Source organism: Agromyces rhizosphaerae, from assembly GCF_027925245.1.
GTDB classification, from domain to species: domain Bacteria; phylum Actinomycetota; class Actinomycetes; order Actinomycetales; family Microbacteriaceae; genus Agromyces; species Agromyces rhizosphaerae.
In genome coordinates, this window is sequence record NZ_BSDP01000001.1 from 271,262 (window position 1) to 283,827 (window position 12,566).

General features: G+C 72.2%; 14 protein-coding genes. 9 read left to right on the forward strand and 5 right to left on the reverse strand.

What is annotated here, in order from left to right; genetic code table 11:
• The 3 genes from QMG39_RS01295 to QMG39_RS01305 all read left to right on the forward strand — a co-directional run bounded on the left by QMG39_RS01295 (position 1) and on the right by QMG39_RS01305 (position 2,050).
• Positions 1-369 carry a GntR family transcriptional regulator gene (locus tag QMG39_RS01295; protein ID WP_281882014.1) on the forward strand — a complete coding sequence of 123 codons (369 nt, stop codon included), beginning with the start codon at positions 1-3 and terminating at the stop codon, positions 367-369.
• Positions 366-1,259 carry an ABC transporter ATP-binding protein gene (locus tag QMG39_RS01300; protein ID WP_281882015.1) on the forward strand — a complete coding sequence of 298 codons (894 nt, stop codon included), beginning with the start codon at positions 366-368 and terminating at the stop codon, positions 1,257-1,259. The genes QMG39_RS01295 and QMG39_RS01300 overlap by 4 nt, the downstream gene beginning before the upstream one ends.
• A 65-nt stretch (positions 1,260-1,324) precedes the next feature.
• Positions 1,325-2,050 (forward strand): hypothetical protein, encoded by a 726-nt coding sequence (locus tag QMG39_RS01305; protein WP_281882016.1) that lies wholly within the window; start codon positions 1,325-1,327, stop codon positions 2,048-2,050.
• Between the two features lie 46 nt (positions 2,051-2,096).
• On the opposite strand, the gene QMG39_RS01310 is transcribed toward QMG39_RS01305, so the two are convergent.
• Genes QMG39_RS01310 through QMG39_RS01330 form a run of 5 tightly spaced genes read right to left on the reverse strand, consistent with a single transcriptional unit; the run spans position 2,097 to position 5,317 of the window.
• Positions 2,097-2,675 carry a GNAT family N-acetyltransferase gene (locus QMG39_RS01310; RefSeq protein ID WP_281882017.1) on the reverse strand — a complete coding sequence of 193 codons (579 nt, stop codon included), beginning with the start codon at positions 2,673-2,675 and terminating at the stop codon, positions 2,097-2,099.
• 50 nt (positions 2,676-2,725) lie between these two features.
• Complete coding sequence (locus tag QMG39_RS01315) at positions 2,726-3,415, reverse strand: uracil-DNA glycosylase (RefSeq protein ID WP_281882018.1); 690 nt, start codon at positions 3,413-3,415, stop codon at positions 2,726-2,728.
• Between the two features lies 1 nt (position 3,416).
• Positions 3,417-4,142, reverse strand: a complete 726-nt coding sequence (locus QMG39_RS01320) for a type 1 glutamine amidotransferase family protein (RefSeq protein WP_281882019.1) — start codon at positions 4,140-4,142, stop codon at positions 3,417-3,419.
• Positions 4,139-4,666 carry a phosphoribosyltransferase gene (locus QMG39_RS01325; RefSeq protein ID WP_281882020.1) on the reverse strand — a complete coding sequence of 176 codons (528 nt, stop codon included), beginning with the start codon at positions 4,664-4,666 and terminating at the stop codon, positions 4,139-4,141. Before QMG39_RS01325 ends, QMG39_RS01320 begins: the two co-directional genes overlap by 4 nt.
• 9 nt (positions 4,667-4,675) lie before the next feature.
• Positions 4,676-5,317 (reverse strand): potassium channel family protein, encoded by a 642-nt coding sequence (locus QMG39_RS01330; RefSeq protein ID WP_281882021.1) that lies wholly within the window; start codon positions 5,315-5,317, stop codon positions 4,676-4,678.
• A gap of 171 nt (positions 5,318-5,488) precedes the next feature.
• On the opposite strand from QMG39_RS01330, the gene QMG39_RS01335 reads away from it, so the two are divergent.
• The 6 genes from QMG39_RS01335 (at position 5,489) to QMG39_RS01360 (ending at position 12,561) form a co-directional block, all read left to right on the forward strand.
• Positions 5,489-6,643 (forward strand): acyltransferase family protein, encoded by a 1,155-nt coding sequence (locus QMG39_RS01335; RefSeq protein ID WP_281882022.1) that lies wholly within the window; start codon positions 5,489-5,491, stop codon positions 6,641-6,643.
• Between the two features lie 117 nt (positions 6,644-6,760).
• A complete protein-coding gene (locus tag QMG39_RS01340; protein WP_281882023.1) occupies positions 6,761-8,086 on the forward strand; it encodes a bifunctional o-acetylhomoserine/o-acetylserine sulfhydrylase in 1,326 nt (441 codons plus the stop codon).
• Positions 8,087-8,218: 132 nt separating this feature from the next.
• On the forward strand, positions 8,219-9,421 hold the full coding sequence (gene metX / locus QMG39_RS01345; protein WP_281882024.1) for a homoserine O-acetyltransferase MetX: 1,203 nt from the start codon (positions 8,219-8,221) through the stop codon (positions 9,419-9,421).
• Positions 9,422-9,478: 57 nt separating this feature from the next.
• Positions 9,479-10,651: a sensor histidine kinase gene (locus QMG39_RS01350; protein ID WP_281882025.1), complete on the forward strand. Its 1,173-nt coding sequence runs from the start codon at positions 9,479-9,481 to the stop codon at positions 10,649-10,651.
• Positions 10,648-11,892, forward strand: coding sequence for a hypothetical protein (locus QMG39_RS01355; RefSeq protein ID WP_281882026.1), 1,245 nt, complete (start codon positions 10,648-10,650; stop codon positions 11,890-11,892). Before QMG39_RS01350 ends, QMG39_RS01355 begins: the two co-directional genes overlap by 4 nt.
• A gap of 21 nt (positions 11,893-11,913) precedes the next feature.
• On the forward strand, positions 11,914-12,561 hold the full coding sequence (locus QMG39_RS01360; protein ID WP_281882027.1) for a response regulator transcription factor: 648 nt from the start codon (positions 11,914-11,916) through the stop codon (positions 12,559-12,561).
• Positions 12,562-12,566: the final 5 nt, after the last annotated feature.

The window sequence follows — 12,566 nt, forward strand, 5'->3', positions numbered from 1 at the left end:
GTGATCGAGGACGGCAAGCCGATCTTCGTGCAGATCGCCGAGCGCATCGAGGACGACATCGTCGACGGCGCCCTCCCCGACGGGGGCCAGGCACCGTCGACGAACGAGATCGCCGCGTTCTACCGCATCAACCCCGCCACCGCCGGCAAGGGCGTCAATCGCCTGGTCGACGACGGCATCCTCGTCAAGCGACGCGGCATCGGCATGTTCGTCGCCGACGGCGCACGCGAGCGGCTGCTCGCACGCCGCCGGTCGTCGTTCGTCGACGACTTCGTCACCCCCCTGCTCACGGAGGCCGAGGCGCTGGGCATCGGCCCGGACGAGGTCGCCGCACTCATCCGCAACACCCGAGAGGACCACACCCCATGACCGCGACCATCGCCACCGAACGGCTCAGCCGCAGGTTCGGCGACGTGCGTGCCGTCGACGACGTGAGCATCACCGTCGCCGAGCACGGCATCGTCGGACTGCTGGGCCGCAACGGCGCCGGCAAGACCACCCTCATGCAGCTGCTCACCGGCCAGGACTTCCCGACCGGCGGCGCAGCGAGCGTGTTCGGCGAGCGCCCGCTCGAGAACGCGCGCGTGCTGAGCCGCGTCTGCTTCGTGAAGGAGAGCCAGCGCTACCCCGACGAGTTCAAGGGCCGCCACGTGCTGAAGGCGGCCCGGCTCTGCTTCCCCGACTGGGACGCGGCCTTCGCCGACGAGCTCGTCGAGGAGTTCCGCGTGCCCCTCGACCGGCCGATCAAGAAGATGTCGCGCGGCCAGCAGTCCGCGGTCGGCGTGATCGTCGGGCTCGCCTCGCGCGCGCCGCTGACCTTCTTCGACGAGCCCTACCTCGGGCTCGACGCGGTCGCGCGCCAGCTGTTCTACGACCGGCTGCTCGCCGACTACGCCGAGCACCCGCGCACCATCGTGCTCTCGACGCACCTGATCGACGAGGTCGCCAACCTGCTCGAGCACGTCATCGTGATCGACGACGGCCGCATCGTCATCGACGAGCCCGCCGAGACGCTGCGCGAGCGCGGCGCGACCGTGGTCGGCCCGGCCGCCAGGGTCGAGGAGTTCGTCGCCGGCCACGAGGTGCTGCACCGCGAGCACCTGGGCGGCACGCTCGGGGCGACCATCGCCGGCACGGTCTCCCCCGAGGAGCGCGCCGCCGCGCACGCCGCGGGCCTCGAGCTCGCACCCGTCTCGCTGCAGCAACTGGTCGTGCGCACCACCGGCGGCACCGACCGCGGAACGGAGACGGACGCATGACCACCGCAGCCACGACGACACCGACGACGGCACCGACCGTCGCACGAACCGAAGGGACCCCCAGCGTGGACCGCATCAGCAAGGTCGTGCGCCTGCACCTCACGAGCACGTGGGCCTACCTGGCGCTGCCGTGGATCATCCTCGGCTCGGCGTTCGCGATCACCCTCGCGATCTGGCTCATCCTCGCGGCGAGCCTGCCGGCCGAGGGCGGCCTCGCCGCCAGCGACGGCACCCAGTACAACGGCGCCATGCTCTCGATCCTCATCTCACTGCTCGTCGCGGGCGTGGGCGCGATCAACTTCTCGTTCCCGTTCCAGCTCGGGTTCGGCGTCACCCGCCGCGACTTCTGGATCGGCACGTCCGTGCTGTTCGTCGGCCTCGCGGCGTGCAACGCCGTGCTGCTGGCGCTGCTCGCCGCGATCGAGACGTGGACGAACGGCTGGGGCCTCGGCGGGCACCTGTTCACGGCCGTCTGGTTCGACGCCGGCACCTGGCTCGGCACGTGGTTCGTCTTCTTCGCCGCCCAGGCGTACTTCATGTTCACGGGCGCGCTCTTCGGCACGTTCTACATGCGCTGGCGCATGAACGGACTGGTCGCGCTGTGGGTCGCCATCGGCGTGCTCACGGTCGGCGCCGTGGGCGTGCTCACCTGGACGCAGACCTGGCCGGATCTCGGCAGGTGGTTCGTCGACCTCGGACCGGTGGGCGTGGCCGCGTGGTCGCTCGTGCCGACGGCGGCCTTCGCCGGCGTCTCCTGGCTGGCGCTGCGGCGCGCGACGCCGAAGGGCTGACGAGGCGGGCGGATGCCCCGGGGCGCGCGCCGCCCCGGGGCATCCGTCACTTCAGCGACAGCTGCAGCAGCACCGTGCCGAGCCAGCGGTCGAACTTGAACCCGACCCGGCCCATGCGGCCGATCTCGCGGAAGCCGAACTGCTTGTGCAGCTTGATCGATGCCTGGGCGCCCTGGTCGGCGATGACCGCGAGCATCTCCTTCAGCCCGGCCGCCTTCGATCGGTCGATCAGCTCCCCGAGCAGCACCTTCCCGAGGCCCTTGCCGGTCGCGGCCGGACCGAGGTAGATCGAGTTCTCGACCGTGTACCGGTACGCGCGCTTCTGCTTCCACGGCGACACCAGCGCGTAGCCGAGCAGCTGGCCCGACGGGGACTCGGCCACGATGAACGGCATGCCGAGCTTCTCGAGGTAGGCGAACTTCTGCTTCCACTCGCGCATCGTCATGCGGTCCTCGTCGAACGTGACGGTCGAGTTCGTGACGTAGTAGTTGTAGATCTCGCGCACGGCGGGCAGGTCCTCCGCGCGCGCGTCGCGGATCGCGTACTCGAACGGCGCCTCCTGCGGGGGTGCCTTGCGGAGGTGCCGCGGCAGCTGGCGGCGTTGCTGGTATTCCTCCTCGAGCATGACGACAGACTAGTCGGCGAGCGGCTCGGACGAGCCACGCGAGCCGGCGGTCACGCCAGCGCCCAGTCGACGCCGGTGCCGCCCTGCTCCACGAGCAGCGCGTTCGCCCGGCTGAACGGGCGCGATCCGAAGAACCCCCGCGATGCGGAGAGCGGGCTGGGGTGCGCCGACTCGATCGAGGGCACGTCGCCGAGCATCGGCTTCAGGCTCGCCGCGTCGCGCCCCCAGAGGACGGCCACGAGCGGCGTGCCGCGCGCCGCCAGCGTGCGGATGGCGTGCTCGGTGACCTCCTCCCAGCCCTTGCCGCGGTGCGACGCGGGCGTGCCGGGCCGCACGGTGAGCACGCGGTTCAGCAGCATGACGCCCGCGTCGGCCCAGGCCGTCAGGTCGCCGTGCTCGGGGGTCGCGACGCCGAGGTCGTCGCGCAGCTCGCGGTAGATGTTCTGCAGGCTGCGCGGCACGGGTCGCACGTGCTCCTCGACCGCGAAGGACAGGCCGATCGGATGCCCCGGGGTGGGGTACGGGTCCTGGCCGACGATGAGCACGCGCACGTCGTCGAGCGGCCGCTGGAAGGCGCGCAGCACCCGGTCGCCCGCGGGCAGGTAGCCGCGGCCGTCGGCGACCTCGGCCCGCAGGAAGTCGCCCATCGCGGCGATCCGCCCCGCGACCGGCTGCAGCGCCGCCGCCCAGCCCGCATCGATCAGCCCGTCGGCCGCGAGCTCGTCGAGCGTGCGCGCCACCTCAGGCGCCCAGCGTCGTGACCAGCACGCCGCGGTCAGTCGCCTCGACGCGCCAGACGCTGCCGCCGCCGGCGACGCGCACGGTGTCGCCGACGATGAGCGCCGTGTCCTCGTCGATCGCGACGCCGCCGGGCACGAGTCCCGCCTCGGTCGCGGCGATCAGCCGCGCGAGCGTGCCGTACTGGGCCGCGTGCACCTCGACGGTGAGGTCGACCAGGCCGATGCCGGGCTCGACGGCGACCTCGTCGAGGCCCTCTCCCGCGTCCTCCTGGCACACCGGCACGCCGCCGATGCTCCAGCCGCCGAGCAGTGCGGTGTCGGCCGCGATGGCGGCGCCCGCGGAGAACCCGAGGTACGGCGAGCCGGATGCCACGAGCCGGCGCAGCTCCCCGGCGATCGGCTCGACCGCGCGACGGTAGGCGGGGGTCGGGCCGCCGCCGACGAACACGCCGTGCGCGCCCGCGAGCGCGGTCGTGGCGAACTCCCCGTCGACCTCGGCGACGCCCGTCACGCGCACGTCGGCGCCGCCGCCCGCCGCGATGGCCCCGCGGTAGTAGTCCAGGTACGGGTTCTCCGCGCGTCCGCGCGGGTCCAGCAGCAGGAGCGCCACGACCGGCTCGGCCGCGCCCTCGGCCGCGGCCCGCTCGGCCGCCTCGGCGATGAAGCCGCGGAAGACGTCGGGCTGGTGCGCGGGCGTCCAGCCGCCGCCGACGAGGTGGACGCTCACGACGCCGTCCCCTCGGACTCGAGGGCCGCGTCGACCGGCGGCAGCGCCGACCACGGGAAGACGATCCAGTCGTCGGTCGAGCGGTAGGCGTAGTCGGGCACGAGCACCGTCTGCGACTTGACGTACAGGGTCGCCGTGCGCACGTCGGCACCGGCATCCGTGATCATGCCGACCACCTTCTTGAGCGTGCGGCCCGAGTCGGAGACGTCGTCGACCAGCAGCACGCGCTTGCCCTCGAGCGCCGGGGCGTCGAGCATCGGACCGCTCACGATCGGCTCGGGCAGGCGCGCGTCGACGCCCGTGTAGAACTCCACGTTGATCGAGCCGCAGTTCTTGGTGCCCAGCGCATAGGCGATGGCACCCGCCAGCAGCAGCCCGCCGCGCGCGATCGCGATCACCACGTCGGGTCGGAACCCGCTGCCCAGCACATCCGAGGCCAGGTCACGGGAGGCGATCGCGAAGTCCTCCCACTCCAGGATCTCGCGGCGGATGTCGTCGGTTCCTGCGTCGTGGTCGATGCCCATGCACTCAGGCTAGCCGTCGTCGCGTTCGTCCTCGCGGATGTCGCGGTGCAGCGAGATGCCGATCTTCTCGGAGATCAGCGAGATCATCGTCGCCGAGGCGGCGCCCACGATCGCGATGCCCCCGATCATGAGCCCGGTCGCGTACAGCCGGCCCACCACCGTGACCGGGTAGGTGTCGCCGTAGCCGACCGTCGCGATGGTCACCACCGCCCACCAGAGGGCCAGTCCGAAGTCGGTGATCGTCGCACCCGGGGCGTCCTGCTCGACGTGCAGCGTCGCCAGCGCGATGAAGTACACGAAGAGCGCCGCGTAGCCGACCATGTACGCGATGATGCGCGTGCGCACCGCGTTGCCCGTCTTCAGGCGCAGGTACGGCACCTCCCGCAGCAGGTGCATGACGCGGAACGCGCGGAACAGCGGGATCAGGACCGAGAGCAGGTCGATGACGCTGTGGGTGACGAAGTACCAGCGCCAGCGCCTCGGCGTGACCGCGAGCCGCACGACGTAGTCGACGAAGAACGCGAGCCAGGTGACCGCAGCGGCGGCGAGCATCCCGTTCCGCCACGCGGGCGGCAGCTGCCCCTCGTCGAGGATCAGGAACGAGTACGACACGATGAACGAGGCGCCCAGCACGAGCAGCGGCCAGTTCATCACCCGTTCCCACGCCAGACGTCGGGAGATCTCCGCTTCACTCGGCGCCTTCATGGGGCTCACCGGTCGCCCCGCTGTGGGTCCGTCGTCCGTCGCGCATCCATGCCCGACATTCTGCCGAAGGTGGCGCCGTCGCGCGCATGTCCCCCGTTCGAGGGGCAGAATGTCCCCATGCCCACCGAACCGCCCGCTCCGTCCGACCCGACGGTCGCGCCGCAGCGCCAACGCGGCAGGCGGCGGGTGCCCATGTGGGACAACGCCCGCTGGATCGCGGTCACCCTGGTCGTGGTGGGCCACGGCATCCTCCCGCTCATCGCCGAGGACGACGCGGCGTACAGCGTCTACCTGTTCATCTACTCGTTCCACGTCGCGGTGTTCGTGGTCGTCTCGGGGTACTTCACCAAGTCCGGCCCGCCGAACGCACGGGCGCTCCGGGTGGTCCTCACCGACGTGGTGTTCCCGTACCTGATCTTCGAGACGATCTGGACCGCGATCCGGTGGGCCGTCACGGGCACCCTCTCGCTCGACTACACGACCGCCTCGTGGACGCTCTGGTTCCTGCTCGCGCTCGCGATGTGGCGCATCGCGCTGCCGTACCTCGTGCTGCTGCGGTATCCGCTCATCATCGCCGTGGTCATCTCGATCGGTGCCGGCTACACCGAGGCGATCGACTCGACGCTGGCGCTCACCCGCACCTTCGGCATGCTGCCGTTCTTCGTCTTCGGCTGGAAGCTGCGCCAGTGGCAGCTGACCGACCGCTGGCTCGACCTGCGCGCGGGCGTCGTCTGGCGCTGGCGGGCCGGCGCGATCGCCCTGTTCGCCGTCGTGCTCGCGGTCATGCCGCTGGCGATCGACACCTGGCGCGACATCGGGCTCCGGCGCTTCATGCTCTACGACGACTCGTACATGGCGATCGGGTACGACGAGCCGTGGTCGGGGCTGATCCGCCTCGTGCTGCTCGCGTCCGCGATGCTCATGGCCGTGGCGTTCCTCGTGCTCATGCCGCGCCGCGCGCACTGGTTCACCCCGTACGGGCAGGCGACCATGTACATCTACCTGCTGCACAGCTTCGTGCTCTACCCCATCCGCGAGTCGGACCTGCTCGCGGGCGACCAGCCGGAGTGGGCCCTGCCGATCATGATCGTCTTCTGCGTCGGGGTGTCGATCCTGCTGTCCCAGCCGCTCGTGACCCGCTTCTTCCGGCCGCTCGTGCAGCCGCGCGCCCGATGGCTGTTCCGGCCCGAGCCGCAGACGGCGACGGGCACGATCGTGCTGCCCGACGAGGTCGACCTGCCGCGTGGCAAGGAGCCGCCCGCCGGGTCGTGAGCGATCCGCGGTTACGGCGTGTTGCGCGGGCCGTTGTGGGTGCCCGAGGCCCTGCCTAGGCTGCCCGACGGGGGCCGGGATCGACTCGCGCCCCGATCCGATCCACAGGAGACCATCATGAGCGAGCAGCCCGCGGACTGGCGGTTCGAGACCAAGCAGGTGCACTCGGGTGCGGCACCCGACCCCACCACGAACGCGCGCGCGACGCCGATCTACCAGACCACCTCGTACGTGTTCGACAACGCGCAGCACGCGCAGAACCTGTTCGCCCTGGCCGAGTTCGGCAACATCTACACGCGCATCATGAACCCGACCCAGGCGGTCGTCGAGGAGCGCGTGGCCGCGCTCGAGGGGGGCACCGGCGCCCTGCTCGTGGCGTCCGGCCAGGCCGCCGAGACCTTCGCGGTGCTGAACATCGCGCAGGCGGGCGACCACATCGTCTCGTCCAGCTCGATCTACGGCGGCACCTACAACCTCTTCAAGTACACGCTCGCCAAGCTCGGCATCGAGACGACCTTCGTCGAGAACCAGGACGACCCGGACGAGTGGCGCCGCGCGGTGCGCCCGAACACGAAGCTGTTCTTCGCCGAGACGATCGGCAACCCGAAGATCAACGTGCTCGACATCACGCTCGTCGCCGACATCGCGCACGCGGCGAACGTGCCGCTGATCGTCGACAACACCATCGCGACGCCGTACCTCATCCGCCCGTTCGAGCACGGCGCCGACATCGTGATCCACTCGGCGACCAAGTTCCTCGGCGGCCACGGCACCGTCGTCGGCGGCATCATCGTCGACGGCGGCTCGTTCGCCTGGTCGGAGCACGTCGACAAGTTCCCCGGGCTCACCGAGCCCGACCCGTCGTACCACGGCGCGAGCTACACGGCGGCCGTCGGCGACGCGCTCGCGTTCGTCATCAAGGCACGCGTGCAGCTGCTCCGCGACCTCGGCGCGGCCATCTCGCCGAACAACGCGTTCCAGCTCATCCAGGGCATCGAGACGCTGAGCCTGCGCATCGAGCGCCACGTGCAGAACGCGCAGGAGATCGCCGAGTGGCTCGACGGCCACCCCGAGGTCGCGAGCGTGAACTACTCGGGACTGCCCTCGAGCCCGTGGTACGCAGCCGCGAACCGCTACGCGCCCAAGGGCGTCGGCGCGGTGCTCTCGTTCGAGCTGAAGGGCGGCGTCGACGCCGGCCGCACCCTCGTCGACGAGCTGCAGCTGTTCAGCCACCTCGCGAACATCGGCGACGTGCGCTCGCTCGTCATCCACCCGGCCTCGACCACCCACTCGCAGCTCACCCCCGAGCAGCAGCTCACGACCGGCGTCACGCCGGGACTCGTGCGCCTGTCGGTGGGCATCGAGAACGTCGAGGACCTGAAGGCCGACCTCGAGGCGGGCCTCGCCGCGGCGAAGCGCGTCACCGAGGCGCTCCGAGCCTGAGCAGGGGTGCACAGGGCGGATGCCCCGGGGTCGCGCCGACCCCGGGGCATCCGTGCACGACGGCACCGCCGCCACCGCCCGACCCGGCGTAACACTGCCGGGGCGCGCGCCGCCGCGGGCGAGAATGGACCCATGGACTGGCAGACCACCGCGGACGTGGTGCCCTCGAGCTTCGTCACCGAGGCGCAGGCCCGCTCGCTGCTCGGCAAGCCGCCCGCGACGGGCGCCTGGCGCGAGGGCGACCCCGCCGGCGAGCGCCGGTTCGCCGCGATCGGCCCCCTGGCGCTGGAGTCGGGCGCCGAGCTGCCGGCCGCGCGCATCGCCTACGAGACGTGGGGCACGCTGTCGCCCGCGCGCGACAACGCCGTGCTGATCCTGCACGCCCTCACCGGCGACAGCCACGTGATCGGCGCCGCCGGACCCGGCCACGCGAGCGCCGGCTGGTGGCCGGATCTCGTGGGACCCGGCAAGCCGATCGACACCGACCGCTGGTTCGTCGTCGCCCCCAACGTGCTCGGCGGCTGCCAGGGCTCGACCGGGCCCGCGTCGGTCGCGCCCGACGGCGCCGAGTGGGGCGCCAGGTTCCCGTTCCTGACCATCCGCGACCAGGTGCGGGCCCAGGCGGCGTTCGCCGACGCGATCGGCATCGAGCGCTGGGCCGCGGCCATCGGCGGGTCGATGGGCGGCATGCACGCGCTCGAGTGGGCGATCGAGCTGCCCGACCGCGTCGCCGCGATCGGCGTGCTCGCCGCTCCCCCGGTGGCGACGGCCGACCAGATCGCGCTGAACACGGTGCAGATCGAGGCGATCCGCACCGATGCGCAGTTCCGCGCGGGCGACTACTACGACGCGCCCGACGGCGACGGACCGACCCGCGGCCTCGCCCTCGCCCGGCGCATGGCGCTGCTGAACTACCGGTCGGCGACCGAGCTCAACGACCGGTTCCAGCGGTCGTGGCAGTCGGGCCGCAGCCCGCTGGGCGACGGCGGCCGCTTCGCGGTCGAGTCGTACCTCGACTTCCACGGCAACAAGTTCACGCGCCGCTTCGACGCGAACAGCTACATCGTGCTCACCGAGGCGATGAACTCGCACGACATCGGCCGGGGCCGCGGCGGCACCGCACGTGCACTCCAGGGCGTCCGGGCGCGCACGCTCGTGCTCGGCATCCGCAGCGACCGCTACTTCCCCCTCGACGGCCAGGAGGAGATCGTCGCGGGCCTCGCCGCCGACCGCGACGGGCGGCTCGTCGTGCTCGACTCCGAGTTCGGGCACGACGCGTTCCTGATCGAGTCCGCGTCCGTCGGCCGGGCGATCCGGGAACTCCTCGAGGGCTGAGGCGGCCACGGCCGGACCGCGCGCTATGGTTGCACCTGCGGGAGCCACGGAGGGCGGATGAAACGCATCCTCAAGGAGCGCGACCGGCTGCTGCGGCGACTGGCGCGCGTGACCGGGATGACCGGTGCCCTCGGCGCGCTGCTCTGCCTGATGGTGCCGACCGGCAGCACGCCGGGCGCGCTGGCCTGGGGCATGCTCGGCTGTCTGGCGGTCGCCGCCGCGGTGGGCCTCGCCACCGGCCGCGACGCGGTCGGCTCCAGCGTCGCCGTGGTCGCCTCTGCGGGCGCCGCGGTGATCGCGATCGCGCTCGTCTCGGGGCGACTGCAGCCCTCCACGGCGACGGCCGTCGTGCTGCTCTCCGGCATCTCGGCCGCGTCCGTCGCGTTCATCCTCGTGGTGCGCCCGCGGCTGCGCGTGCCGCTGGCCCTGTTCGCCGTGATCTCGATCGGCCTCGGCACGGCCGCGTCGTTCCGCCCGGGCGGCAGCCCGGGACTCGCCATGCTGTCGATGTCGCTCACCTGGCTCGGCGCGATCGCCGTCGCGCTCTGGATCGAGCGCGCCATCGAGGTCGCGATCTCGCGCATCGACGAGGTCGGTGGCGCACACCGCGCCGAGCGGCTCGCGAGCGAGCTCGAGGCCCGGCAGCGGCAGGACGCGCGGCTGCTGCACGACACCGTGCTCGCGACCCTGAGCCTGCTCGCGCACGCGGGCGTCGGCGTCGCGCCCGAGACGCTCCGGGAACAGGCACGCGAGGACGCACGGCTGCTCCGACAGCTCCGGCTCGATGCGACCGCCTCGAGCCAGGCCGCGTCGACCTTCTTCACGCCCGAGCCCCCGGAGGACGACGAGGCGCTCGGATCGACGCTCGAGTCGGTCAAGCAGCGGTTCGGGCGCATGGGGCTCGACGTGCACTGGCACGGCACCGGCCAGGTGCTCCTGCCGCGCGAGACGCTGGACGCGCTGCTCGGGGCCATGGCCGAGTGCCTCGAGAACGTGCGCCGGCACTCGGGGGTCGCGGAGGCCGACGTGACCGTGACCGACGACGCCACGACCGTGCGGGCGATGGTCACCGACGCGGGGGTCGGCTTCGACGTCGCCGCGGTCGACTCCGAGCGGCTCGGCTTCGCGGAGTCCGTGGTCGGGCGCCTCCACGCGGTCGGCGGCCGGGTGCGCCTGTTCTCGTCCCCGGGCTCGGGCACGACCGTCATGCTGGAGGTGCCGAAGCCGTGAGCCGTCACGCCGCCGTCGCCGACGGCACCCGGAGCACGACCCGCGGCTTCCGCCGCCCGTCGCGATCGGCGCGCGCCGCCGACGCCGCGCTCGAGGGCATCGGCGGGGGGCGGCTGGCCGGCGGGCTGCTGGTCGCCGCGCTGCTGCTGGTGGCGATGCACGTGCTGCACTTCGCCGTGCTCGTGCCGTTCTACCCGGATGCCTCGTCGTCGGCGTGGGCCTGGGCGGCCCTGTTCATCGGGACGGCGTCGGGATGGTCGTCGCTCGTGCTCGTGCGCACCCGCTGGGTCGCCCCGGCGCTCATGCTCGTCGTCGCGGTCGTCGTGCTCGTGCTCGACCTGATCGGCACGCAGGGGGCGCTCTACCTCGGGGTGACGCCGACGGCGGCTCCCGCCGTCGGGGCCCTCCTGATGCCGGTCGCGGTGCTCCGCGACCACCGCTTCGCGCTGGCGGTCGCGGGCGCGCTGGCGGCGATCCTCGCGGTGGACGCGATCGCGCAGGCCGGCCAGGCCGGACTCCAGGCGGTCGTCGGCGTCGCGAACGCGGGCTCGGCGATCCTCCCCGTGGTCCTGACGACCATCGCGGCATCCGGACTGCGACGCATCGTGCGGTTCGAGCTCGACCTCGTGCTCGTGCAGAGCACGGTCGGCACGTCGACCCGGGCGGTGGGCATGTTCGCCTCCGAGGAGCTGGCGCGCCTCGACGACGACGCCGAGCGGCTCCTGGCCGACGTGGGCGCCGGCCGGGTCGCGCTCCCGCTCAGCGCGGAGCGCGCGGCCACCGCCGGCAGCCTCGCGACGCGCCTGCGGATGCGCCTCATGGAGGGCAGGTCCGACACCTGGCTGAAGCACGCCGTCGCCGAGTCCGAGTTCCTCGCCGACGCGGTCGAGGTGCACGACCCGGACGGCCTCGCGGGCGCGCTGGCACCCGGGCAGCGCGACGCCCTGCTGCTCGTGCTCTGGCTGCTCGTGAGCGATCGCACGCGCGCGGCGGCGATCCCGGTGTCGGTGCGGCTCGGGCCGTCCCGTCCGCACGATCCGATGCACCCGCGCCGCACCGCGTTCCCGATCGCGATCGCCGCCCACGGCGTGCCCCGGGGACGCACCGATCCGTCCACGTGGGAGGCTGCGGGTATCGTCGGGCCGTACGAGTCCGTCGTGACGGACGGTGTCAGAACGATCACGATCGACTGCGCGGTGGAGAATCGGGCCGATACGGGGGATGTGGGTCTCGTACGATGAGGGCCCACGAAAGGAACGCACATGCCTGAAGCCGACACCATCCGACTCGCCGTCGTCGACGACCATCGGATGCTGCTCGGTGCGCTGGGCGACTGGATCCCCACGGCCGCCGACGACGTCGACCTGTGCGCGGCGGTGCCGTCGTGGCCCGAGCTGCTCGCCCATCCCGAGTTCCCCGTCGACGTCGTGCTGCTCGACCTCGACCTGAAGGACAACCTCCCGATCTCGCTGAAGATCTCGACGCTGAACACGGCCGGCGTGCGCACGGTGCTGATGAGCGCGTACTCCGAGCCGGCCGTCGTGCGCGAGGCGCTGCACGCCGGCGCGCTCGGCTACATCGTGAAGAACGAACCGGTCGAGACCATCGTCGACGCCATCCGCGCCGCGCGGTCGGGCCAGTCGTTCATCTCCGCCGAGCTCGAGCCCGCACTGACCGTCGACCAGGAGGGTCCGCGGCTCTCCGCGCAGGAGCGGCGGGTCATGGCGCTCTACGGCGCGGGCGAGCCTGTGAAGGCCGTCGCGTTCAAGCTCGGCATCTCGGAGGAGACCGCGAAGAGCTACCTCAAGCGCATCCGCGAGAAGTACCGCATGGCCGGCTACGACGTGGGCACCAAGGTGGCGCTGCGCAAGCGCGCGATCGCCGACGGCATCCTGCTCCAGAACGACTGAATCGT